The 24,762-nt window shown below is 65.6% G+C and carries 17 protein-coding genes and 1 pseudogene; 7 read left to right on the top strand and 11 right to left on the bottom strand.

What is annotated here, in order from left to right; genetic code table 11:
- The first annotated feature begins 2 nt into the window (after positions 1 to 2).
- From AB7245_RS21475 to AB7245_RS21465, 3 genes are read left to right on the top strand one after another with little or no spacing between them, the layout of a single operon-like run.
- Entirely contained in the window at positions 3 to 743 is a 741-nt protein-coding gene (locus AB7245_RS21475) for an ABC transporter ATP-binding protein (RefSeq protein WP_354123646.1), read from the top strand.
- Complete coding sequence (locus AB7245_RS21470) at positions 740 to 2,119, top strand: glycosyltransferase family 4 protein (RefSeq protein ID WP_439034880.1); 1,380 nt, start codon at positions 740 to 742, stop codon at positions 2,117 to 2,119. Before AB7245_RS21475 ends, AB7245_RS21470 begins: the two co-directional genes overlap by 4 nt.
- Before the next feature lie 12 nt (positions 2,120 to 2,131).
- A complete protein-coding gene (locus tag AB7245_RS21465) occupies positions 2,132 to 3,412 on the top strand; it encodes an O-antigen ligase family protein (RefSeq protein ID WP_439034879.1) in 1,281 nt (426 codons plus the stop codon).
- On the opposite strand, the gene AB7245_RS21460 is transcribed toward AB7245_RS21465, so the two are convergent.
- The 7 genes from AB7245_RS21460 to AB7245_RS21430 all read right to left on the bottom strand — a co-directional run bounded on the left by AB7245_RS21460 (position 3,413) and on the right by AB7245_RS21430 (position 12,821).
- A complete protein-coding gene (locus AB7245_RS21460) occupies positions 3,413 to 4,648 on the bottom strand; it encodes an ABC transporter substrate-binding protein (protein WP_439034878.1) in 1,236 nt (411 codons plus the stop codon).
- Positions 4,649 to 4,756: 108 nt separating this feature from the next.
- A complete protein-coding gene (locus AB7245_RS21455; protein WP_439034877.1) occupies positions 4,757 to 5,668 on the bottom strand; it encodes a DMT family transporter in 912 nt (303 codons plus the stop codon).
- Between the two features lie 78 nt (positions 5,669 to 5,746).
- Positions 5,747 to 6,622: a DMT family transporter gene (locus tag AB7245_RS21450; RefSeq protein WP_439034876.1), complete on the bottom strand. Its 876-nt coding sequence runs from the start codon at positions 6,620 to 6,622 to the stop codon at positions 5,747 to 5,749.
- A 14-nt stretch (positions 6,623 to 6,636) separates the two neighbouring features.
- Positions 6,637 to 7,518: an NAD(P)-dependent oxidoreductase gene (locus tag AB7245_RS21445; RefSeq protein ID WP_208086600.1), complete on the bottom strand. Its 882-nt coding sequence runs from the start codon at positions 7,516 to 7,518 to the stop codon at positions 6,637 to 6,639.
- Positions 7,518 to 8,649 (bottom strand): peptide chain release factor 2 gene (gene prfB / locus AB7245_RS21440; protein WP_100213929.1). Its coding sequence is split into 2 segments (ribosomal slippage): positions 7,518 to 8,579 and positions 8,581 to 8,649, totalling 1,131 coding nucleotides; the frame shifts between segments, so codons are not numbered across the junction. The genes AB7245_RS21445 and prfB overlap by 1 nt, the downstream gene beginning before the upstream one ends.
- A gap of 103 nt (positions 8,650 to 8,752) precedes the next feature.
- The gene (locus AB7245_RS21435) at positions 8,753 to 11,263 is read right to left on the bottom strand and encodes a penicillin-binding protein 1A (protein WP_014495579.1); all 2,511 of its coding nucleotides are present in this window, start codon (positions 11,261 to 11,263) and stop codon (positions 8,753 to 8,755) included.
- A 262-nt stretch (positions 11,264 to 11,525) separates the two neighbouring features.
- Positions 11,526 to 12,821: an N-acetylmuramoyl-L-alanine amidase gene (locus AB7245_RS21430; RefSeq protein WP_208086599.1), complete on the bottom strand. Its 1,296-nt coding sequence runs from the start codon at positions 12,819 to 12,821 to the stop codon at positions 11,526 to 11,528.
- A 705-nt stretch (positions 12,822 to 13,526) separates the two neighbouring features.
- Here AB7245_RS21430 and AB7245_RS21425 point away from each other — a divergent pair.
- Positions 13,527 to 16,634 carry an Rne/Rng family ribonuclease gene (locus AB7245_RS21425; protein WP_439034875.1) on the top strand — a complete coding sequence of 1,036 codons (3,108 nt, stop codon included), beginning with the start codon at positions 13,527 to 13,529 and terminating at the stop codon, positions 16,632 to 16,634.
- Between the two features lie 64 nt (positions 16,635 to 16,698).
- Positions 16,699 to 17,931: an NAD(P)/FAD-dependent oxidoreductase gene (locus AB7245_RS21420; RefSeq protein WP_208086597.1), complete on the top strand. Its 1,233-nt coding sequence runs from the start codon at positions 16,699 to 16,701 to the stop codon at positions 17,929 to 17,931.
- A 61-nt stretch (positions 17,932 to 17,992) separates the two neighbouring features.
- Here the strand turns inward: AB7245_RS21420 and AB7245_RS21415 are convergent, their stop codons facing one another.
- A complete protein-coding gene (locus tag AB7245_RS21415) occupies positions 17,993 to 18,829 on the bottom strand; it encodes a helix-turn-helix transcriptional regulator (protein ID WP_166340995.1) in 837 nt (278 codons plus the stop codon).
- A 91-nt stretch (positions 18,830 to 18,920) separates the two neighbouring features.
- Between AB7245_RS21415 and AB7245_RS21410 the strand changes: the two are divergent.
- Positions 18,921 to 19,806 (top strand): annotated as a pseudogene (locus AB7245_RS21410) (SDR family oxidoreductase).
- 26 nt (positions 19,807 to 19,832) lie between these two features.
- Here AB7245_RS21410 and AB7245_RS21405 read toward each other — a convergent pair.
- The 3 genes from AB7245_RS21405 to AB7245_RS21395 all read right to left on the bottom strand — a co-directional run bounded on the left by AB7245_RS21405 (position 19,833) and on the right by AB7245_RS21395 (position 23,102).
- Positions 19,833 to 21,167: a dicarboxylate/amino acid:cation symporter gene (locus tag AB7245_RS21405; protein ID WP_208086594.1), complete on the bottom strand. Its 1,335-nt coding sequence runs from the start codon at positions 21,165 to 21,167 to the stop codon at positions 19,833 to 19,835.
- Positions 21,168 to 21,250: 83 nt separating this feature from the next.
- Complete coding sequence (locus AB7245_RS21400) at positions 21,251 to 21,808, bottom strand: biotin transporter BioY (protein ID WP_208089405.1); 558 nt, start codon at positions 21,806 to 21,808, stop codon at positions 21,251 to 21,253.
- Between the two features lie 106 nt (positions 21,809 to 21,914).
- Complete coding sequence (locus AB7245_RS21395; RefSeq protein ID WP_439034874.1) at positions 21,915 to 23,102, bottom strand: pyridoxal phosphate-dependent aminotransferase; 1,188 nt, start codon at positions 23,100 to 23,102, stop codon at positions 21,915 to 21,917.
- A 178-nt stretch (positions 23,103 to 23,280) separates the two neighbouring features.
- On the opposite strand from AB7245_RS21395, the gene AB7245_RS21390 reads away from it, so the two are divergent.
- Positions 23,281 to 24,684 (top strand): M48 family metalloprotease, encoded by a 1,404-nt coding sequence (locus AB7245_RS21390; RefSeq protein ID WP_208086592.1) that lies wholly within the window; start codon positions 23,281 to 23,283, stop codon positions 24,682 to 24,684.
- The last annotated feature ends 78 nt before the right edge of the window (positions 24,685 to 24,762 follow it).

Genomic DNA, 24,762 nt, shown 5'->3' with positions numbered 1-24,762 from the left:
GCATGGTCTCGATCAGCCTGCACGACGTCTGTCTCGACTATCCGCTCTACGGCGCCTACGACTTCTCGCTGAAGCGGCGGCTGCTCGGCCACCTCATCCGCGAACCGGGCAAGATGCGGATCATCCGCGCCGTCGACAACGTCTCGATCGAGGCCGAAGCCGGCGCCCGTATCGGGCTTGCCGGGCCTAACGGCTCCGGCAAGTCGACGCTGCTGCGCCTGATCGCCGGTGTCTATCCGCCGAGCAGTGGCCGCGTCACGGTCCGGGGCAACGTCGTGCCCCTGCTCGGCCTGAACGCCGGGGTCAATCTGGACTTCGTGGCGGAGGACAACATCGCGCTGCTGCTGCGGATCAGCGGTCGCAAGCCCACACGCAGCGTGATCGACGAGATATGGGCTTTCACCGAGCTCGAAGCGCGCATGCAGCGCCTGCCCCTGCGGATGTTCTCCTCGGGCATGCTGATGCGGGTGTTGTTCGCGACCGCCACCGCTTTCCCGGCCGACATCCTGCTGCTCGACGAATGGCTGAGCGTCGTCGACGAGCATTTTGCCGAGAAGGCCGAGAGACGGCTGCAAAACCTGGTCTCGCAGGCGGCGATCGTGATCATCGCCTCGCACGACCTGCCGCTGCTGCGCCGCACCTGCTCCAGCATCATCAACCTCGATCACGGCCGCATCGCCTCGACCATCGCGGTCGAGCCGCCCGTCACGCACACCTTTGAGCTCCGAGAGAAACGCGCATGAAACAGAACATCCTGGTCGTGTCCGAGTCGCTCGGACAACCCAATCACAAGCGCGGCATCTTCCACTTCACCCGGGAATTGGTACGGTCGCTCGCGTCGGAAGGTCACGAACTCACGTTGCTGGTGGAAACCTCAAAGCGTTACCGCAAGCTATGTCGGCGCGAGCGACGCACGAAGCTGTTTCCGGCGCAGTCGCGCAACATCGAGCTGCTCGCTCTTTATCGCTTCCTCGACGAGGTCAACGTGAGCGGGCCGGTGATGCTCAGCGGCGCGCGTCGCAGGTTCGACTGGCTCCGCCACAAGGCCACCATGCTGCTGTCGCGGGACAATATCCTCTGCCTCCTGCGCGCGATCGGCCTGCTTGGCCTGCAAGCCCGGCTGATCGAGAACCGGACCGCCGCGCTCGAATACATTCCGCCGGATATGCGCCATCTCGAACTGTTCGGCGAATTCCAGCTCGAGCCCGGATTCTTCAACTATCAGGACTCCTCGGCCTTCTTCCTGCTGCCGCCGCCGCGGATCGACGCGCGTGACTATGATCTCATCGTTGTGGACACCCCGACGCGGGTCGCGATCAGGCGCAAGCCGAACGCCAAGGTGATCTGCGTCGTCCACGATTTACTGCCGCTCACCGACCTCAAGCTCAGCGACATTGCCACGCGCCAGTTCCTGGCGCGGATCGGCACCAGCCTGTGCCAGGCTGACGAGCTCGCCTTCGTTTCAAACTATAGCATGATGCGGTTCAGGGAACTGTTGCCGCAATTTGCGCACCTGCCGGCGCGGGTCGTGTATCCCCGCACCCGGTTCGACGCCCCGGATGTCCTCCACCTCCCAGCCCTGTCGGGGCGTCCGGGGCGGCCGAACTTCGTCATCATCGTGTCGAACGAGCCGCGCAAGAACGTCGCCACCGTCATTCGCGCCTTCCGCAACGTCCCTCAGGCCGATCTCGTGGTGATCGGTCATGCGGGCCAGATCAGCCGGATGCGCAACCTGCCGCCAAATGTCCGCTTCACCGGCTATGTCGACGAGCATGAAAAGGCCGCCATGATCGCGGAGGCGCACGGGCTGATCATGCCGAGCCTGGCCGAAGGCTTCGGCATACCGATCATCGAGGCGCTGGCCGCGAACACGCCGGTGCTGTGCTCCGATATCGCGGTGTTCCGTGAGGTCGCGGGCGAGCTGGCCGACTATTTCGATCCGTTCTCGACCGAGGCGATCGCAGCTTCAATCACCCGCGTGCTGACGCGGCAGGAGGAATGCCGCGGCCGCATCCGCGCGAGGCGACACGAGCTCGCCGAACGCTTCGGCTACGAGACCCAGGCGCGCGACTTCCTCGGGCATGAGATGCCCAGGGAAAGCCTGGCTGCCGCGCAATAAGCGTCGTTGCACATGACTGCTGAAACCGCGGTATGGTCCGGCCCGGTCGGTCGACAAGCGTTGCGCGCCCGATGGCAAGCCATGGGCAAATCGCCCGCTCTGATCGGGGCCGCCGATGTGCTCGCTGTGCTGATCGCGGCGTCGCTGCCCTGGTCGACCACAGCGCCTTCGATCTTCGTCGGGCTCTGGCTGCTGGTGGTGACGCCGACCATCGACTGGCGCGATTATGGACGCCAGCTCGCACGGCCTGCTTTCGCCCTGCCCTTTGCCTTCTTGCTGCTCGCGCTTCTCGGCACGCTCTGGTCGGACGGCGCGTGGGCGGACCGGCTGCATGCGATCAAGCCGGTCGCAAAGCTCGTGCTGATTCCAGCACTGTTCTATCACTTCAGCCGATCCGAACGCGGTTTCTGGGGTTTCCTTGGCTTTCTCGCGTCCTGCGCGCTGCTTGCAGTCTATTCCTGGATCGTGCTGCACGATCCCGCCTGGAAACTCACCGCGACCGCGTCGGCCGGTGTTCCCGTCAAGAACTACATCGACCAGAGCCAGGAATTCACGCTGTGCGCCTTTGCGCTCGCGCTGCCGGCGTTGACCTTCTGGCGCCGCGGCAACGTGGTCGCGACAGCCCTCTGTCTGGCATTGATCCTGCTGTTCGCCACCAACATGGTGTTCGTCGCCTCCGCGCGCACGGCGTTGCTGTGCATCGCCGTGCTGCTCGGACTGCTCGCCTGGAGGCATTTGAGCCGGCGCGCGGCGCTGGTCCTACTCGCGGGCACGATAGCCGCGAGCACACTGGCCTGGACGACCTCGCCCTATCTGCGCCACCGCATTGCAGACATCGCCGTGGAATACCGCCACGGCCACGAGGACATCAGCCGAGCCTCGACCGCCCAACGCCTGACCTATTGGCGCAAGGCGCTTCACGCCATTGCCGAGGCGCCCCTGACCGGTCACGGCACCGGGTCGATCAAGCGCCAGTTCGAGCGCGCCGCCACCGGTGGAAGCCGCCTCGATGCGGAGATCGTCAGCAATCCCCACAACCAGACCCTCAATGTCGCGATGCAATGGGGCGTACTCGGCGTCGTCCTGCTCTACGCCATGTGGATCGCGCACCTTCGCCTGTTCCTGGACGAAGGCCTTGCGGCCTGGATCGGGCTCGTGGCCGCCGTACAGAACATCGCGAGCTCGCTTCTGAACTCGCATTTGTTCGATTTCCACGAAGGCTGGATGTATGTGCTCGGCGTCGGCGTCGCCGGCGGTATGGCGCTGAAAGCGAAAGCCGGCCGCCAACCCTGACTATTGACCGCGCTCGTGGCCGACCTCGCCGGTGATCACGTCGCCAAACAGCTCCCAGGCCTGCCCGTTGAAGCGCATCAACTGCATCTGCTCGATCGGGAAATAGTCGTCGGTGGAGGTGTTGACCATGATGCCGGGCAGCATCAGATCGGTGTGAAAGTCCTTCAGGCTGGTGGCCTGCTTCATCGCGTTCTCACGCGTGAGATTGTCGCCGCACTGCTTCAGCACCTGCGCCATCGCCTCGGCCTGCACATAGCCATAGAGGTTGTTGGCATTGGCCTTGTCGCCATCGGGATAATATTTGTCCATGAACGCGCGCCATTTGATCACGGCCGGATCCTTGTCCCAGGTCGGATCGGTCGGGTCCTTCAGATAGGCTGTCGAAATGATGTCCTTGGAATAGTCGAGCCCGGCAGGCTTCAGCACCGAGGCGATGGAAGTCGCAGTATTGGCGAGGAAGAATTTTGGTTTCCAGCCGAGCTCGCCGACCTTGCGGATCGCCTGCGCCGATCCCTTCGGGGCGGCCCATGAGAAGAAGATGTCGGCGCCCGAGTCATGCAGCGCCACGATCTGCGAGTCGATCGAGGGATCGCTGACCTCATAGGACTTGTCGGCGATGATCATGCCCGCCTTGTCGCCGAGCCCGTCCTTCAGGCCCTTGAACTGGTCCTTGCCGGCGTCGTCGTTCTGCCAGAACACCGCTATCTTGCTGTTGGGAAAATGATCGCGGATGTATTTTGCGTAGATCCGCCCCTCGCTCTGGTAGTTCGGCTGGAAACCCATGGTCCACGGGAAATTCTTGGGGTCGCCGAACTTGGTGCCGCCGGAGGCGACGAACAGCTGCGGCACCTTCTTGGCGTTCATGTATTTCATGATCGCCGAGTTCGAGGGCGTGCCGAGCGGCTGGAAGATCAGCAGCACCTCGTCGCTTTCGACCAGCTTGCGCGCTTGCTCGATCGCCTTCGGCGGCGAATAGGCGTCGTCATAGCTGATGAAGTTGATCTTGCGGCCGTTGATTCCGCCCTGATCGTTGATCATCCTGAAATAGGCGGCCTCGGTCTTGCCGATCACGCCATAAGACGACGCCGGCCCGCTATAAGGCATGATGTTGCCGATCTTGACTTCGGTATCAGTGGCGCCGGGATCGTATTTCTTCTGCGCCAAGGCCGGTGCCGTGACGAGCACGCCGGCAGCAAGAATGGCGAGGGCAGCAAGGCTTTCGCGACGACCCGGCATCGTTCTCTCCCCTATGTTTTGTAGTCTTGTTTTGCGGAGAGTGTCGCAAGGCCGTTCGCCGCTGGCAAGCGCCGCGATTTTCCGCGACATGAAACGGCGATCTGGAACTTACGGCACGCGCCGCGGCAGTCTCAGCGCGCGCCCGTCGATCACGAGCAGTGCGCTGCCGATGACGATGGCGCCCGCGATCTCGCGCGCGGAGATCGGCTCACCCAGCACCAGCCATCCCAGCAGGATGGCGGTGACGGGAATGAGCAGCGTCACCAGCATCACATTGGTCGCGCCCGAGCGGCGGATGATCTGAAAGAAGACGATGTAGGCGAGCGCCGTCGACAGGGCGGCAAGGCCAAGCACCGCGAGCCATGTCGTGAGACCCGGCATCGAGAGGTGCCACGGCTGCTCCATAGCTCCGGCGACGACCGCCATCATCACCGTCGATGCCATCAGCTGAAACGTCGCCGTTCCCAGCGGAGGCGCGTCCTTCAGCAGCCTCCGCGCGGCCAGCGCCGCAAAGCCATAGCTGAACGCGCCGCCCAGGCAGAGCAGGATGCCGAGCCCCTGCCCCGGCCTCGTTTCGATGCCCCATCCGCGCAGGATGATGACGCCGGCGAGGCCGAGCGCCACGCCGGCCACCCGACGCATCTGCAGGGCCTCTTCGCCGGCCGCCGCCATCACCATCACCGTGAAGAGCGGCGTGGTCGCGTTCAGGATCGAGGCCAGTCCGCTCGGAATGAAGGTCTGGCCGAGCACGATCAGCGAGAACGGGATGACGTTGTTGAGCAGCCCGATGGCGACGAACGGCTTCCAGCCCGTCACTCCCTTGGGAAGCCCGATGCCCTGCATCCGGAGCAATGGCAGGAGAATGGCCGCCCCAAGCGCGACGCGCAGGAATACCAGCGTCAACGGCGGCAATTCCCGCAGCGCCGCGCCATTGAAGAAGAACGATCCGCCCCAGAGAACCGAGAGCACCGCGAGCAGCGACCAGTCTCGCGCGTCGATCCTGTTATCGTTCGGGGACATGTTGCTTCACCTCGGCGGCCGAGCCTGCCGCCTAGAACGGCGCGAGACAGGCCGCCACCCGATTTCCGACAAATTTGCTCAGGAGGAGCGCCGCGAGCGGCCGTCACCGGCAATATCGGCGACAACCGCTCCAATCACCAGAACGCCGCCAATGAGCGCATGCACGGCGGGCAACTCCCGGAAGGCCATCCAGATCCAAAACGGCATCAGCGGCGTTTCCAGCGTCGCGATCAGCGAGGCCTGCCCTGATGGCAGCAAGCGCGAGCCGAGCATGTAGAAGGTCAGGCCGAGCGCGACCTGGAGGCAGCCGAACATCGCGAGGATCGCAAGGCCATTGCCGCCGACATGGGCGATGTCGTGGGCGAAGGGAAGGCTGACGAGGCTTCCCATGAAGTTCGACAGCGCGGCCGCGGCCACCATCGACGTCTCGCGATGGCGCCGGACCACGACGGTCATGGCGGAGATGGCAAGCACCATCAGGCAGCTCAGCGCGACGCCGCCGAGATCGGCGCCGGCTTGCACACCGCCGACCGTGATGACCACGCCGGCAAAGGCAATCAGGCTCGCGGCCAGCGTACGCCACGTCGCGGCTTCGCCGAGCCACAGCCACGCCAGCACAGCCGCAACGAAGGGCTGGGTGGCGATCAGCACGGCGACGTTCATGACCTTGGTCATCTGAAGCGCGGGAATGAACGAGACCATGCCGACCGCGGACAAGGACGCGACGAGCAGGCCGCCCTTCCCCGGCACGACCAATTGCCACAGCGCAGCGCGACCCTGCATCACGACGAGAAAGACCGTGATCAGGCTGCCCGCGAACAGGCCTCGCCAGAACAGGATGGTCCAGGGGTCGAACGGCAAGAGGCGCGTGAAGAACGGCGCCGTGCTCCAGGCAACTGCGGCAGCGATGACGAGGGCAATGCCGAGACCGCGATCCGAACGAGGCTGCCCCATGTTGATGCGTCCAGCTAGGTCGGCTTCTTCGGCCGCGACACCAGCTCGATCATCTTGCCTTCATCGTCGTCGGGCATTGCGGCCTTCGCCTGCGCGTAGGACTCGACCGCAGCGCGCGAGACCAGCGGCTTGTCGGCGAGCAGGCTTTCGGCGAGCCTCACCGCGTAGGCGGCATCCTTGTGCCGCAGCGCCGCCGTAAACGTCGCGCCGCTGAAATCGCGGGCGACCATGCGCCTGGAGTGACGCTGCACCTGCGGGCTTGCCGCGACGCCGGCCTGGATCGATTCCAGCACCAGGTTCATGTCGAGCCCGGCCTGCTCGGCGATGGCGAGGCCTTCGGCAAGGCCCGCGATCTGGATCGCGCCCAGGAGATTGTTGATGAGCTTGTAGACGGTGCCGGAGCCGACCGCGCCGAAATGGCGGATGGTCGAGCCGATCGGTTCGAGAAACGGCCGCGCACGTTCGAGATCAGCTGCGTCGGCGCCGGCGAGCAGCGTCAGCTTTCCGGCCGCTGCCGCATCCGGCAATCCCGTCACGGGGCAGTCGATGTAGATCAGCCCGCGCGCGTTCAGTTCGCGGCCCATCTCGCGGGCGTGGTCATAGGAGACGGTGGAGCACTCGATCGCAATGGTGCCGGCCTTTGCCGTCTTGGCCGCGCCCTCGGGCCCGAGCCAGACCGCGCGCGAGGCGTCGTCGTCGGCGACCATGGTCACGACCGCATCGGCATCGATCGCGGCATCCTCAGGCGAGGTCGCCCAATGCGCACCGCGCGCGATCAGGTCCTCCGCTTTTGCCTTGCTGCGATTCCACAGCGTCACCGTGAAGCCGGCATCGAGATAGCGCCCGGCCATGCCGTGGCCCATCCGCCCCAACCCGATGAAGGCGACGCGGGACATCAGTCGACGTCCTCGATGTCGGCGCCGGTGGTGCCGAAGGCGCGCTGCGCCAGCGTTGCGGCCATGAAGTCGTCGAGCTCGCCGTTCAGCACGCCCGACGTGTCGGACGTCTGCACGCCGGTGCGCAAATCCTTCACCATCTGGTAGGGCTGCAGCACGTAGGAGCGGATCTGGTGACCCCAGCCGATATCGGTCTTGGCGGCCTGGTCGGCGGCAGCCTTCTCCTCGCGCTTCTTCAGCTCGATCTCGTAAAGCCGCGCGCGCAGCATGTCCCACGCCTGCGCCCGGTTCTTGTGCTGGGAGCGGCCGGCCTGGCAGACCACGGCAACGCCGGTCGGAATATGCGTCAGGCGCACCGCGGATTCGGTCTTGTTGACGTGCTGGCCGCCGGCGCCGCCCGAGCGCATGGTGTCGACGCGGACGTCGGCTTCCTTGATGTCGATCTTGATGCTGTCGTCGATGACGGGGAACACCTGCACGCTCGAAAACGAGGTGTGCCGCCGCGCGTTGGAATCGAACGGCGAGATGCGCACCAACCGGTGCACGCCCGCCTCCGTCTTCAGCCAACCATAGGCGTTGTGGCCCGAGACCTGGATCGTCGCGGACTTGATGCCGGCCTCTTCGCCCTCGGACTCTTCGAGGAATTCGACCTTGAAGCCGTGCGTCTCGGCCCAGCGCGTGTACATGCGCAGCAGCATCTGCGCCCAGTCCTGGCTCTCGGTGCCGCCGGCGCCGGCATGGACTTCGAGATAGGAATCGAAGCGATCGGCCTCACCCGACAGCAGCGCCTCGAGCTCGCGCCGGGCGACTTCCTTCTTCAGGTTCTTCAGCGCGGTTTCGGCCTCAGTGACGACGCCGGCATCGCCCTCGGCCTCGCCGAGCTCGATCATGCCGATGTCGTCTTCGAGCTCCTGCTCGACCTTGCCGATGCCCGAGAGCGAATCCTCAAGCGAGGTGCGCTCCTGCATCAGCTTCTGGGCTTTCTGGGGATCGTTCCAGAGGTTGGGATCTTCTGCGAGCTTGTTCAGCTCAGCGAGGCGCGCCGTCGATTTCTCGACGTCAAAGATGCCTCCTCAGCAGCCCGACTGACTGCTTGATCTCTTCTACCAACCGTTCGATTTCGGCGCGCATGTTGTTCTCTGATCTCGCGGAATCCCGCGTGCATTGGAGCTGGGATGTAGCGGCGGCGGCTGCAAAGCGCAACCGCCGGAACCGCGATCGTCTGTCTTATCCGCTAGTACAGCCCGCCGGTGCCCGGCCGCATGAAGAAGCCGGAATCCGGCTGCTGCTGCTGCGACGCCGGCACGCCGCCGCGCCCGTCGGCATCGGCGACGCCGATGACCGAGTAGTTGTCCGGCGGCGCCGTGCCCGGCTTGAAGGCTTCGAGGATGGTTCCGCCGGTCTCGCCGGGACCAGCGCGCATACCGGTCTTGGAGACGACGCGCACGAGCTTGATGCCGGCCGGCACCTTGAACGGAACGGCGGGCTTGTCGGCGAGCGCAAGCTTGAGGAAGTCGCGCGCGATGGGTGCGGCCAGATGGCCGCCGGTCGCGGCGTTGCCCCTACCGAGCGCGCGCGGCTTGTCGTAGCCCATATAGATCGCGACGGCGACGTCGGGCGAGAAGCCGACGAACCAGGCGTCCTTGGCCTCGTTGGTGGTGCCGGTCTTGCCGGCGATCGGCTTGCCGACCTCCTTGACCACGGTTGCGGTACCGGCCTGGACCACGCCTTCCATCAGCTCGGTGATCTGATAGGCGGTCATGGAATCCAGCACCTGCTCGCGGCGGTCGATCAGCTGCGGCTCGGCCTGGTTCTTCCACCCGCCCGGCGCGTCGCAGCCGCGGCATTCGCGCTGGTCGTGCTTGAAGATGGTGCGGCCGTAACGGTCCTGGATGCGGTCGATCAAGGTCGGCTTCACCCGGCGACCGCCATTGGCGAGCATCGAATAGGCCGTGACCATGCGCATCGCCGTGGTCTCGCCGGCGCCGAGCGCGTAGGACAGATAGTTCGGCAATTCGTCATAGACGCCAAAGCGGCGCGCATATTCGCCGATCAGGGGCATGCCGATGTCCTGCGCGAGGCGCACGGTCACGGTGTTGAGCGACTGCCGCAGCGCGTTGCGCAGCGTGACGGGTCCCTGGAATTTGCCGGACGAGAAGTTTTCGGGCCGCCACACGCCGGCGCCCTGGCCCTGGTCGATTTCAATGGGCGCGTCGAGCACCACGGTCGAGGGCGTATAGCCGTTGTCGAGCGCGGCCGAATAGACGATCGGCTTGAACGACGAACCCGGCTGCCGGTAGGCCTGCGTCGCGCGGTTGAACTGGCTCTGGTCGAACGAGAAGCCGCCGACCATCGCGAGCACGCGGCCGGTCCAGGGATCCATCGCCACCATCGCACCGGACACTTCGGGGATCTGGCGCAGGCGGTACTGGCCTTCGACCGGCTGTCCTTCCTTGGTGTAGAGCGGATCGGCATAGATCACGTCGCCGGGCTGCAACACCTGCGCCACCGACGTCGGAGTCTTGCCCTTGGCGTTGCCCTGGGCCGCCCTCGCCCAGCGCACGCCGTCGACCGTGACGATGCCGGTCTCGCGCTGCTTGCTGATGGCGCCGCCGAGCTCGCGGTTCGGCTGGAAGCCGATGCGCGCGGACTGGTCGCTGGTCTCCAGCACCACCGCCATGCGCCATGGCGAGATGTCGGAGAGCGACTTGATCTCGGCGAGCTTCACGCCCCAATCGCCCGAAATATCGAGCTTGCTCATGGCGCCGCGATAGCCCTGCTGCTCGTCATAGTTCACGAGGCCGGCGACCATGGCCTTGCGCGCCATGACCTGGATCTTCGGATCGAGCGTGGTGCGGACGGACAGACCGCCCTCATAAAGCTTCTTCTCGCCGTAGCGCTCGAAGATGTCGCGGCGGACTTCCTCGGCGAAATATTCACCGGCGAAGGTGTGAGCGCCGTTTGAACGGTTGGTGACGGCCAGCGGCTCCTTGCGCGCCTTGTCGGCATCGGCCTGCTTGATCCAGCCGTTCTCCAGCAGACGGTCGATCACGTAGTTGCGGCGCTCGATGGCGCGATCGCGGTTGCGGACCGGATGCAGCGTCGCGGGCATCTTCGGCAGCGCGGCGAGATAGGACGCTTCAGCGACCGTCAGCTCGTTCACCGACTTGTCGAAATACACCAGCGAAGCGGCCGCGATGCCGTAGGCGCCGAGGCCGAGATAGATCTCGTTCAGATACAGCTCGAGGATCTTGTCCTTCGAGTAGGTCTTCTCGATGCGCATCGCCAGCAAGGCTTCCTTGATCTTGCGGGCGAAGGAGACCTCGTTGGTCAGAAGGAAGTTCTTGGCGACCTGCTGGGTGATCGTGGAGGCGCCCTGCGGACGCCGGTTCGAGCCGTAGTTCTGGATGAAGAGCACGCCGGCGCGCGCCATGCCGGTGTAGTCGATGCCGCCATGCTCGTAGAAATTCTTGTCCTCGGCCGCGAGGAAGGCGTTGATCACGAGCTTCGGCACCGCCTGGATCGGCAAGTACAGCCGCCGCTCCTTGGCGTATTCGCCGAGCAGCGACCCGTCGACCGCGTGCACGCGGGTCATCACCGGCGGCTCGTAATCCTGAAGCTGAGAGTAGTCGGGCAAGTCCTTGGAGAAATGCCAGATCAGGCCTGCCACGGCCCCGACACCGACAAGGAACACCACCGTTCCCGCGGCGAACAGGAAGCCCATGAACCGCACCAGCAAGCGCATTATATGTTTATCCGTTCAAACTCTGGATCAGCTCAAGGCACCCAAAACAGGCGCCAACTCCACGTCGCGAATTTACCCGCCTACTCAATTACATCAGTGCCGGACCAAGACGCTTGCCGAACGGGATTCTCGCCGATTCCGGAACCCCCTGCGGCATTTTTATAAAGCGCCCGCTGTGGCCAAACTAGGGCTTTTGCAACGGGACGGAAAATCCCTCTCAATTCGACGACCCCCGGTCGTCAATTCGACGAACCCCCGGTCGTCAATTTGACGATCCGGCCGTGGCCATCCGCTTGGTCAGGAACCCGTCGATCGCCTGCGCCATCGAGCCCACGGCCTTGGACCGCCACCCCTCCGAGACCAGATGCTCGAGGTCGCCCTTGTTGGAGACATAGCCGATCTCGACCAGCACCGACGGCACGTCCGGCGCCTTGAGGACCCGGAAGCCGGCCGACTTCAGGGGATGCTTGTGCATCCGCACGGACGACTTCATTTCGCCCATCAACAGGCGGGCAAAACGGCTTGAAAAGGTACGAGTTTCCCGCTGGGTGAGGTCGATCAGGATGTCGGCGACGTCGGTCGGCTCCTCCGCGAGGTTGAAACCGGCGATCGCGTCCGCCCGGTTTTCCGCATCCGCCAGTCGCTGCGCCTCGGCGTCGGAGGCCTTGTCGGACAGCGTGTAGATGGTCGCGCCCTGCGCATCGCCCTCGGCCTTCGGCAGCGCATCGGCGTGAATCGAGACGAACAAGGCGGCCTTGAGCCCGCGGGCGACTTTGACCCGGTCGTTGAGCGGAATGAAAGTGTCGTCATCCCGTGTCATCACCACGCGGAATTTGCCGGTCTTGTCCAGCTGGTCGCGCAGCGCCAGGCCGAAGGCCAGCACCAGGTTCTTCTCGCTCTCGCCGCCCGACTGCGTGCCGTTGTCGATGCCGCCATGGCCGGGATCGATCACGACGATCGGGCGCCCGTCGGCCTTTTGCTGCCCGGCTTCCGGAGCTGCGGCGGCCGGAACCGTTGCCGGCGGCGCGTCGGCGATTGCGGGCCGCAGTTCGGGACGTTTCTCGGGGACGAGCGACTGCACGAAGGCGGCACGGTCGACCTCCTCCAGCTCGAGCACGAGCCGGGCTGGCTGGCCATTGGCGGCCTCCAGCACGTAGGACTTGGCGATCTTAGCCGGGCCTGTCAGATCGAACACGATTCGCGAGCCGCCGGGCATGACCAGCCCGTAGCGGAAGGCCTTGACCAGTCCCCGCCCCTCGACCCCGGTGCCCGCGGGCAGTTGAAAATTGACCTGGGGCACATCGACCACCACCCGATACGGGTCGGCGAGCGTCACGGCGCGGAATGTGACGGCCTGATCGATGTCGAGGATGAAACGGGTCTGCTTGCCATCGCCGGCCAGCCGGGCGGCGGACGCGGTTGGAAAATTCGCTACCGCAACAGAGGGTTGCGGCTGGCTTTCCGCCGCGCTCAGGCGCCAGGAATCAGCGCATACCAATGCTGCGGCGCACAGAAGCGCGCATCCCAGCAAAACCCTTTGATTTGTGCGGCTCGTCACCGATTCAGTGCCTCCGAGCGGCCCTTCTAACGCAATAGAACCACAGGGTTAATCGTCGCTTAATGACAGATATACGAAACTCCCCGACTGTGACCGCCGTGCGACGCTCCCTTGCACGGTTGGTCCATTCCACGTATGTACGGAGTGCTGACGGCCGATATTTCCGGTTGTGTCGCGTTCAGCCTCCCGGTGCAGCGCCGGAACTCTCAAGGTTTGGGAATTCCAGCGTTTTTCCGTTCCCCTCAAAGACCAGCGCGGTGCGCGGCAGCGAGGTGGAGCGGGTCAAGCCCCGGTGGCGGACGGTCCCTGGTTACCACCGCGTTTCCGGGACGGTTTTGACAGCGACGTGACTCGTTACCCGGTCCCTTAATCCCAAGGGAGCGGTTCGTAATCCCCAAGGCGAGCGCGCTCGCGCCATGCCTGGCCAGCAGCAACTGATTGAGGGGCGGCCCCGCCGCCCAATGTTTCATACGGGCCGACGCTTGATGCGCCAGACTGTGCCGACGAATTCTGAAGGACCGTTCGCGACGCTGCGGAGTGACAATCCCGCGCGCCGCTTCGGCCCTCCAGCTTCCGTTTCGGCAAGGCGCGAGAGACGGCGTTTCGGCCTTCCCCTCACCCCCGAATCAGGTGGACCGTCGCGGCACCCGGCAGCGCTAATCGCGCCCACGGTGAATCGCGCCCGCCGCCGCCAAGAGTTAAGACATGCCCAACAAGATGTTGATCGATGCCACCCACCCGGAGGAGACCCGGGTCGTCGTGGTCCGCGGCAATCGCGTCGAAGAGTTTGATTTCGAGACCGCACAACGCAAGCAACTGCGCGGGAATATCTACCTCGCCAAGGTCACCCGGGTGGAGCCTTCGCTCCAGGCCGCCTTTGTCGAATATGGCGGCAACCGCCACGGCTTCCTCGCCTTCAGCGAAATCCATCCCGATTACTACCAGATTCCGGTCGCCGACCGGCAGGCACTGATCGAGGCCGAGGAACAGGCCCATCGCGAGGCCGAGGAAGAGAGCGAGAACCGCTCCCACGGCCGCCGCCGCTCGCGCCACCGCAACTCCCGCCGCCGCAGTCAAGGCGAACGCGTCCGCAGCGACATCGTCGAGGGCCTCGAGGCCGGCGCCGATCCAGCGGCCCAGCCGGTCGAGAGCGACGCCCTGCACATCGAGGGTGCGTCGCACGAGGGCGAGCACCTGCACGCCGAGACGGAGCATCACGGCGAGCACGAAGGCCACGAGCATCAAGACCACGAACATGGCGATCATGATCACCACGATCATGACCACGAAGGACATGGTCACGACCATCATCATGCCAATGATGACGATCACCATCACGCCCACGGTCATGACGACCATGGTCATGACGAGCACAATCATCACGACCATGATCATGCCGACGAGACGCCCGCGCCTGTCGCAGCCTTCGGCGCCGAGCCCGTGGTCGCGACCGAGACCGCTGCCGAACCGCAGGAGGCTATCGCCTCCGAGGCCCATGCCGAGGCTCTCGCCGAAGCCGTGACCGCCTCCGCCGAACCGGCCGACGCCGTCTACGCTGCCGGCGAAAGCACTGATGCTCGTCATCACGAGTCCGATGAGGAAGACGACGAGGACGAGGACGGCGAGGAAGCCGAAGAGGAACACGTCGAATCCGTCGGCGGCGACGACGTGATGGAGGAAGTGCCGGAGCGCACCTTCCGCCCGCGCCGCCAGTACAAGATCCAGGAAGTCATCAAGCGCCGCCAGGTGATGCTGGTGCAGGTCGTCAAGGAAGAGCGCGGCAACAAGGGCGCGGCGCTGACCACCTATCTCTCGCTCGCCGGCCGCTATGCCGTCCTGATGCCGAACACCGCGCGCGGCGGCGGCATCAGCCGCAAGATCACGAGCGCCCAGGATCGTTCCCGCCTGAAGGAAGTTGTGCAGGATCTCGACGTGCCCGAGGGCATGGGCATCATCCTGCGCACCGCCGGCGCCGCCCGTACCAAGCCCGAGATCAAGCGTGACTTCGAATATTTGATCCGGATGTGGGAGACGGTGCGCGACCTGACGCTGAAGTCGCAGGCCCCGACCCTGGTCTACGAGGAAGGCTCGCTGATCAAGCGCTCGCTGCGCGACCTCTACAACAAGGAGATCGACGAGATCTCGGTTGCCGGTGAGTCCGGCTACCGCGAAGCGCGCGACTTCATGAAGATGCTGATGCCCGCCAATGTCAGCGCGGTGAAGCAGTATCGCGACGGCCAGCCGCTGTTCTCGCGCATGGGCGTCGAGAGCCAGCTGGACGCGATGTTCTCTCCGACCGTGCAGTTGCGCTCCGGCGGCTACATCGTGATCAACCAGACCGAGGCGCTGGTCTCGATCGACGTCAACTCCGGACGATCGACCCGCGAGCACCATATCGAGGACACCGCGCTCAAAACCAATCTGGAAGCGGCCGAAGAGGTCGCCCGCCAGCTTCGCCTGCGCGACCTCGCCGGCCTGATCGTCATCGACTTCATCGACATGGACGAGAAGCGCAACAACCGCGCGGTCGAGCGCAAGCTGTCCGATTGCCTGCGGCAGGACCGCGCCCGCATCCAGGTCGGCCGCATCTCGCATTTCGGCCTGCTCGAGATGTCGCGCCAGCGCATCCGCGCCAGCGTGCTGGAATCCTCGACCGATCCCTGCCCGCATTGCGGCGGCACCGGCCATGTCCGCTCGGTTTCCTCGGTTGCGCTCCAGCTGCTGCGCGGCCTCGAAGAGATCCTGATGAAGGGCGCGACCCACAATCTCGTGGTCCGCACCCGCACGGACGTCGCGCTCTATGTGCTGAACCACAAGCGCGGCCATCTGCGCGACCTCGAGAATGGCTTCAAGGTCACGCTGGCCGTCATCGCCGACCCCAGCGTCAGCGGACCGCAGGCCTATCTCATCGACCGCGGCGAGCAGGTGCATACGCTGGAAGCAGCGAAGGCGCTGCTGGCGGCACAGGCCGCCGCAAGCCCGCCGCCCGTAGCCGAAGAAGTCTATGACGACGAGGAATTCGATCCGGAGCTGGAATCCGAGGTCGAGACCGAAGAAACCGAAGGCCTCGCCGAGGAGCAGGCTGGCGGCGAAGCGGCTTCCGACCAGGATGGCCAGCGCCGCAAGCGCCGCCGGCGTCGGCGCGGCCGCGGTGCCCCGCGCGACGGCGAGTTGCGCGAGGATGGCACTCCGACGTCGTCCGAAGCGACCGTGGCGGCCAGCGAAGGTGAAGAAGACGCCGAGTCCGAACAGGACGGCGAGGAAGGTGAGGACCAGGCGGCCCGCAGCGAGCAGCAGGGCAACGGCGATCGCCGCCGCCGGCGTGGTCGTCGCGGTGGACGCCGCCGTCGCGGTGGCAACGAGGAAGGTCTCGCCGGCTCCATCGGCGACGAACTCGCGGCCAATGCACCGTCGGAAGCGACCGACGCCGTCGCCGATTTCGACAGCTTTGGCGGCGAGGCTGCGCCCTCGATCGCGCAGGCCGAACACACCGCCGCCGAGCCTGAGGTCAGCCAGCCCGAGCCGCGCGCCGAGGTGCAGATTGAGGCGCCGGCCCAGCCTGAGCCCGCTCCTGCCGCCGCGGACGAAGAGCCCGCCGACGACAAGGCAGCGCGTCGCCGCTCCACGGTCCGGGAAAAGGTGAGCTTCCTGTCGAGCAGCGCGAGCGAGCCGGCAACACCGGTTGCGGCAGCGCCGGAGCCGGTTGCCCCGCCCGCACCAGCCGCTGAACCCGCGCCGGAAGCGGCAACCGAAACTCCGGCCGCGCCGCGTCGCGCCGGCTGGTGGTCTCGCCGGTTCGGCGGCGGCGAGTAGGCGAACAAATCAGTTGAGACCGCCCGGCCAAACCGGGCGGTTTTGATTTGGCAAGGTCAGTACGATGCAAAGCGCAATTGTTCTCGGCGGCGGCATGATCGGCGTGAGCGCGGCGCTGCACCTCCGGCAGCGCGGTTGGTCGGTCACGCTCGTCGACCGCAGGGAGCCGGGCCGCGAGACCAGCTACGGCAATGCCGGGATGATCCAGGCCGAAGCCGTGCGTCCCTATCCGATGCCGCGCGACTTCGCCACGCTCCTGAAGATCGCGACCGGCCGCACCAACGACGTGCGCTACAGCCTGTCGTCGCTTCATCTCCATATCGAGCCCCTGCTCCGCTACTGGTGGCACTCGGCGCCGAAGCGGCATCGCGAGGCGATCGACGCCTGGGCGCGGCTGATCGCCTACGCGACGGCGGAGCACGACATCCTCATCCGCGAAGCCCATGCCGACAATCTGATCCGCCGCGCGGGCTACCGGCACCTGCATCGCGACGCAGCTTCCTTCGATCTCGCCGTCAAGGCGGCGGAACAAGACCAGCGCGAATTCGGCGTGAGGTTTCGCGCGCTCTCGGGGGCCGAGCTCGCCAAGGCCGAACCGATTCTGCGCGACGACCTGCCCGGTGCGATCCATTGGCTCGACACCTGGACCGTGTCCGATCCCGGCGCGCTGGTCACGGCCTATGCCGAGCTGTTCGAGCGCCTCGGCGGCACCATCGTGCTCGGCGATGCCCAGACCTTGCGGCAGACCGCGACCGGCTGGTCGGTCGACACGGACCAGGGAGCCGTCGACGCTGCGGCCGCCGTCGTGACGCTCGGGCCCTGGTCGCCCAATCTCCTGCACAAATTCGGCTATCGCATTCCGCTGGTGCGCAAGCGCGGCTACCACATGCATTACAGCGGCGGCGCATCACTCGATCTGCCGCTGGTCGACAAGGCCGGCGGCTATGCCATGGGTCCGATGGCGAAGGGCATCCGCATCACCACAGGCGCGGAATTGACCGGCATGGACGCGCTCGCCACGCCCGTGCAGCTCGCCAGTGCCGAAGCTTCGGCGCGACAGCTGATCGACCTCGGCAGGCGGGTCGAGCCCGACCCGTGGTTCGGCACCCGCCCCTGCACGCCCGACATGCTGCCGGTGCTCGGGCAAGCTCCGCGTCACCCCGGCCTCTGGATGAATTTCGGCCACGGCCACCAAGGTTTTACGCTCGGGCCCGCGACCGGCCGCCTCCTCGCCGAGATCATGAGCGGCGAGACGCCGGCGATCGATCCGACGCCATACCGGCCTGAGCGCTTTTAGCTGTCGGCGTCCGCAGTGCGCACCGCGAGCGCGGCTGAGATGCGCGAGCTGGCAAATTCCGTCAGTCGGCGCGCTCGGCCAGCAGCTTCCTGATGCGGTCGGCATCTTCGGGCGTCGCCGGATTGTAGACGATCATGCTGAGATCGGAGCGGCCCTCGACATTGAAGCTCGAATATTCGAACGACATCGTGCCGTGAACGGGATGCCGCAGCCGCTTGGTGCCGTCGCCATGATGGCGCACGTCATTGTCGCGCCAGAGCGCCGCGAATTCCGGACTTGTCCGACAGAGCTCGTCGACGAAATCGGCGACATGCGAGACGGCACCTGCTCGCGCCGCGTCTGCCCTGAATGCGGCCACCACGAAGCGTGCCACACTGTCCCAGTCATATTGCGCGGCGCGCACGCGCGGATCGCAGAAGATGAAGCGCAGGATGTTGCGCTGTCCCGGCGGGATCGCGCCGTAGTCGGTCAGCACGACGCTTGCGGCGCGATTCCAGGCGACAACGTCCCAGGTCGCTGTGCGTACCAGCGCCGGGCTGAATGAGAGCGCATCGAGCACGCGTTGCAGCCGCGGCGAGACGCCTTCGCTCGCCTGGTAGCGCACCTCGGGCGGGCGGCCGAGGCCGATCAGGAACAGGTGCTCGCGCTCGACATCGGTCAGCATCAACGCGCGCGCGATCCGGTCGAGCACGTCGGCCGATGGCGCCCCGCCGCGGCCCTGCTCCAGCCAGGTGTACCAGGTCGAGCTGATATTGGCGCGCTGGGCCACTTCCTCCCGGCGCAGACCCGGCGTGCGCCTGCGGCTGCCGGAGAAGCCGAACGCGGCTGCATCGAGCCGGGTGCGACGGTCCTTCAGATAGGCCCCAAGCAAGTTGTCGGCGGCAGTGCTCTCGCTCATCCTGTTAGATATTATACCCTGATAATGTCACTACTTTACCCGGATAACTCTAGCGCAGATGGTTCTCTCCACCAACATCTGGAGATTTCGCATGCGTGTTTTCGTTACCCGGTGCCACCGGCTTCGTCGGCTCCGCCGTCGTTCGAGATCTGTTGGCCGCCGGCCATAGCGTGCTCGGCCTCGCCCGCTCCGATGCCGGCGCCGCAGCGCTCACCGCGATGGGCGCCGAGGTCCATCGTGGGTCGCTGGAGGATCATGCATCCTTACGCGGCGGCGCCGCCGCTTCGGATGGTGTGCTGCATCTCGGCTTCAACCACGACTTCTCGAAATTGGCCGACAATTGCGAGCTCGACCGCCGCGCGATCCTCGCGCTTGGTGAGGAGCTCAAAGGCTCCGACCGCCCTCTCATCGTCACATCAGGTGTGGCGCTACTGACGCCCGGACGGCTCGCGACCGAAGACGATGCGGCGGCCCGCCACTTTCCGCGCGTCTCGGAAGCCACTGCCGAAGACCTCGCAGAGCGCGGCGTCCGCACCGGCATCGTGCGGCTGCCGCCCACGACCCATGGCGAGGGCGACCATGGCTTCGTGCCGCGCCTGATCGCGCTCGCCCGGGAGAAAGGCGCCGCGGCCTATATCGGCGAAGGTCAAAACCGCTGGCCGGCCGCGCACCGCCTCGACGCCGCGCGCGTCTATCGTCTCGCGCTGGAGCAAGGTGCGACCGCGCGGCGCTATCATGCGATCGCCGAGGAAGGCGTGCCGTTCAAGGCGATTGCAGAGGTGATCGGCCGAAGGCTCGGCGTCCCCGTCGTGTCCAAATCGCCTGAGGAAGCGGCCGCGCATTTCGGCTGGTTCGCACAATTCGCCGGCATCGACGTTCCGACCTCAAGCGCCAGGACGCGCGCTTTGCTCGGCTGGGAGCCCAAAGAAAAAGGGCTGATCGAGGATCTCGACCAGCCCTACTACTTCAAGGTCTGACGGCGCGCGGCGCCGCCACCGGCAGATCAGTCCGTCGTGACGGCCGTCTCCAAGTCGGTCGGATCGATCTGCCTGGCGAGGTTGGCGTTGAGCTTGTCGCGGTCGAGCTCACCTTCCCACCAGGCGACGATCACGCAGGCCACGCCGTTGCCACAGAGGTTGGTCAGCGCGCGGCACTCGCTCATGAACTTGTCGATTCCGAGCACGATCGCCATGCCCGGCACGAGGCGCGGATCGACCACGGCGAGCGTCGCGGCCAGCGTGATGAAGCCCGCGCCGGTGATGCCGGAGGCACCCTTCGAGGTCAGCATCGCCACCACCAGGATGGTGAGCTGCTGGCCGAAGGAGAGATCGAAGCCAAGCGCCTGCGCGATGAACAGCGTCGCCAGCGTCATGTAGATGTTGGTGCCGTCGAGATTGAACGAATAGCCCGTGGGCACCACGAGACCGACCACCGACTTCGAGCAGCCGAGGCGCTCGAGCTTCTCCATCAAGGACGGCAACGCGCTTTCCGAGGACGAGGTACCGAGCACGATCAGCAGCTCGTCCTTGATGTAGGCCAGGAACTTGAAGATGGAGAAGCCGGCGAGGCGCGCGATGGTTCCGAGCACGACGAACACGAACAGCGCCGCGGTGACGTAGAACGTCGCGATCAGGCCGACCAGGTTGAGGATCGCCCCGGTGCCGAACTTGCCGATGGTGTAGGCCATTGCGCCGAAGGCGCCGATCGGCGCCGCGCGCATCACGATGGAGATGACTCCGAACACCGCATGCGCGGCGTCATCGATGAAGCTGCGGATGGTATGGCCGCGCTCGCCGAGGCCCATGATAGCGAAGCCGAACAGCACCGAGAACAGCAACACCTGCAGGATCTCGCCTTGCGCGAAGGCGCCGACCACGGTGTCGGGGATGATGTGCAGGATGAAGTCGACCGACCTCTGGCCCTCGGCCTGCTTGGCGTAGTTGGCGACGGCCTGCGCGTTGGCGGCGGCGCTGCCGAAACCCGCACCCGGCTTCACCAGGTTGCCGATGATGAGTCCGATCACCAGCGCGAAGGTCGAGACGACCTCGAAATAGACCAGCGCCTTGACGCCGATGCGGCCGACCTTCTTTGCGTCCTGGATATGCGCGATGCCGGAGACCACGGTGCAGAAGATGATCGGCGCAATCACCATCTTGATCAGCTTGATGAAGCCGTCGCCCATCGCCTTGATCCACTCGTTGGTGGCGAGCGACGGCCACAGCCAGCCGACCAAGGCGCCGAGCACGATGGCGATCAGCACCTGGACGTAGAGAACCTTGTACCACGGCTTGGCGGCGGCCGGTGCGACCGGCGCCCCCGCCATCGTTGTCGTCGTCATTGTTTCACTCCCCCTCAAACTCAGAGCCAGCCAAGATCAACTTGGCCGGCTCTGTCAATCGGAACTGCTCGGAATGGTGCGCTTTACCCGCGTCGATCGACGATCCGGCGGGCCGCCGGCATCAGCGCGGCGCCCAGCGCGTTCTTGACCACCGATGCCGCAATGAACGGCGCGACGCCGACCGCCCAGGCCTTGGTTGCGCCAAGGCCGATGACGTAGGCCAGCCAGCCGAAGCCGGCGATGAAGATGACGACATGGGCGAGCGCCATTGCTCCAAACAGGAACACGACGTTGCGATCCCAGCCGCGCTCGGCCAGCCAGCCGGTGATAAAGGCAGCCAGCACGAAGCCATACAGATAGCCGGCAGTCGGGCCGAGCAGCGGTGCAATTCCACCGACCGGACCGGCGAACACCGGCAGCCCCATCGCGCCTTCGGCGAGGTAGGCGATCATGGTTGCGCTGCCAAGGCGCCAGCCATAGGCGGCGCCGATCACCAGCACGACCAGCGTCTGCAGGGTCATGGGCACGTAAGGCAGCGGCAGATTCACTTTGGCTGATAGCGCCATCAAGGCGGTGCCGAGCGCAATCAGCACGACGGCGCGAAGTGCGCCGACGGTTTCACCCGGACGGGTCGGCCACATCAATGCGGCGAGAGGAGAATGCGGCGTGGCGACGGACGGGAGGGAACGGTCAGACAAAGTTGAACTCCGCAGGGCTGGTGTCGAAACGGCTGTCGAAAACTCGCGGCTATTTAAGCCAGTGAGCGATCCGGTCAACTGCCTCCCGCATCTCCGCTGCCGAACGCGCATAGGAGAGCCGTATGAACGAACGACCATGGATGGGATCGAAATCGAGACCCGGCGTGGCCGCAACGTGCGCCTGCTCCAGCATCTGCTTGGCGAATTCGAAACTGTCCGAGGTGAAGTCCGAGACGTCGGCATAGAGATAGAAGGCGCCGTCGGCAGGCAGGAACTTGCTGAGGCCCGCCTTGGGCAATCCCTCGATCAGGATGCGCCGGTTTTCCTGATAGCCGTGCTTGATCTCCTCCATTTCGGCTGCGCCGTCGAAGGCGGCCTCGGCCGCGATTTGCGACAATGACGGCACCGAGATCGAGAGGTTCTGCTGCAGCCGCTCGATCGGTCGCACCAGGATCTCGGGCACGACCATCCAGCCGACGCGCCAGCCCGTCATGCAAAAATATTTCGAGAACGAGTTGATCACGAGTGCGTGCTCCGACATCGCCGCCGCCGTTGCCGCCGGAAACGCGTAGTCGAGCCCGTGATAGATCTCGTCGGAGATGAAGCGGATGCCGGCGTCTTCCGCCGCAGCGATCAGGCCGGCAAGCGCCTCGCGGGACATCATCGTCCCCGTCGGATTGGCCGGGCTGCCGACCAGCACGCCCTTCAGCGGCGCCTTGCGATGCGCCGCCAGCAGCGCCTCGCCGGTCAGCGCGTGGCGCGTGTCATTGGTGGTCTCGATCAGCACCGGCTCGCAACCAAGCGCGGTGAGGATGTGACGGTAGGGCGGATAGCCCGGCACCGTCACGGCGACGCGGTCGCCGGGCGCGAACATCGACAGGAAGGCCAGGATGAAACCGCCGGAGGAGCCTGTCGTCACCACGATCCGCTCGGGGCTGACATCACAGCCATAGGCATCCCGATAGTGGCGCGCGATGCGTTCGCGCAATGAGGGGATGCCGAGCGCGGAGGTGTAATCGATCCGCCCCGCCTCGAGCGCCGCATGGGCGGCCGCGATCGCGGTCTTTGGGGCGCCGGTTGCGGGCTGGCCGACCTCCATGTGGATGACATGGCCGCCTGCCGCCTCGATTCGGGCCGCGGCGGCCATCACGTCCATCACCATGAACGGGGGAACATCGCTGCGGCGGGAGGGCTCGAGCCACTGCCCCACCCGGTTCCTCAATGTCGCATCGTGCATCGAATTCTGCTATTTCGCTGGCGAACCGGTCGGTTCGGTCCGGGAAACGGGGCGCTTGCGCCCCAGACTGGCCGCATTGTACGGCTCATAAGGGCATATCTCGTATCCGGTCCGCCGCCAATCGCCAAAAACCAATCACGAAACTGCTTGATCAAGACCGTTTGACCCAGACCGCCTGATGTTGCTCCAGATCGCATTGCGCAAGAAGGCCTCCTCCCTCACCGCCCTCGTCACCGCCGCGGCGATCGCGTTGTTGCCGATGCCGGCCGTGCATGCGCAGGCCAAGGGGCCGCCGATCCTGCGCGACACCGAAACCGAGCAGCTGCTGCGCGAATACACGCGCCCGATCCTGCGCGTTGCCGGTCTGGAAAAGCAGAACATCCAGATGGTGATCATCAACGAGGGCTCGTTCAACGCGTTCGTCGCGGACGGCCGCCGCATCTTCGTCAATTACGGCGCGATCATGCAGTCGGAGACGCCGAACCAGATCATCGGCGTGCTCGCGCACGAGACCGGACATCTGGCCGGCGGCCATCTGTCCAAGCTGCGCGAACAGCTCGCCAACGCCCAGACCCAGATGATCATCGCCATGCTGCTCGGGGCCGGCGCGATCGCCGTGGGCAGCACCCGCGGCAGCAACAGCGCCGGCAACAACGGGCTCGCCAATGCCGGTGCTGCCGCCATCGCCGGACCGCAGGAGATGATCCGCCGCACGCTGCTGTCCTATCAGCGCCAGCAGGAGGAGAACGCCGACCGCGCCGGCGTGAAATTCCTGACCGCGACCCAGCAGTCGCCGAAGGGCATGTACGAGACCTTCAAGCGCTTCACCAGCGAGAGCCTGTTCGCTGCCCGCGGCACCGATCCCTATCTCCAGTCGCATCCGATGCCCGCCGAGCGCGTCGCGTCGCTTCAGGAATTCGCCAGTTCCAGCCCCTATTGGGACAAGAAGGACGATCCCGCGCTCCAGCTCCGCCACGACATGGCGCGCGCCAAGATTTCCGCGTTCATGGAGCGGCCGGAGACGGTCTACCGCCGCTACCCCCAGACGAACGACAGCATGCCGGCGCGCTATGCCCGCGCCATCAGCACCTATCTGCACGGCGATTTGCGCAGCGCCCTGGCCCAGATCGATGCGCTGATCCAGGTCCAGCCGAACAACCCGTATTTCTACGAGGTGCGCGGCCAGGCCCTGCTGGAGGGCGGCAAGCCGGCCGAGGCGATCCCTGCCCTGCGCAAGGCGGTGCAGCTGTCCAACAACGCGCCCCTCATCGAGATGTTACTTGGGCAGGCTCTGGTTGGATCGGATAATAAGGCCTACACCGATGATGCCGTTCGGATTCTCCGGGCCGCGGTGGCACGGGAACCGGAGGCTGCGCTCGGTTATATGCAGCTCGCGATGGCCTATGGCCGGAAGGGCGACTATGCCGAGGCGGATCTGGCGTCGGCGCAGGCCGCTTATCTGCGCGGCGACAACAAGACCGCCCGCGAGCTCGCCACGCGCGCGAAAACCCGTTTCGCCGTCGGCACGCCCGGATGGGTCAAGGCCGACGACATCGTGGCGGCCAAGCCGCCGCGCAACTAACGCGACCAAGACGACGCCTGACACCACGACGTCACGACACCGAGCTTAAGTCCGCCGGGACGTTTTCCGAAACCAGCT

It is taken from the genome of Bradyrhizobium sp. 604_D8_N2_3 (genome assembly GCF_051810765.1).
GTDB lineage: Bacteria > Pseudomonadota > Alphaproteobacteria > Rhizobiales > Xanthobacteraceae > Bradyrhizobium > Bradyrhizobium barranii.
The sequence above is the reverse complement of the archived record's forward strand: the minus strand, read 5'-3'. Positions and strand labels throughout refer to the sequence as shown.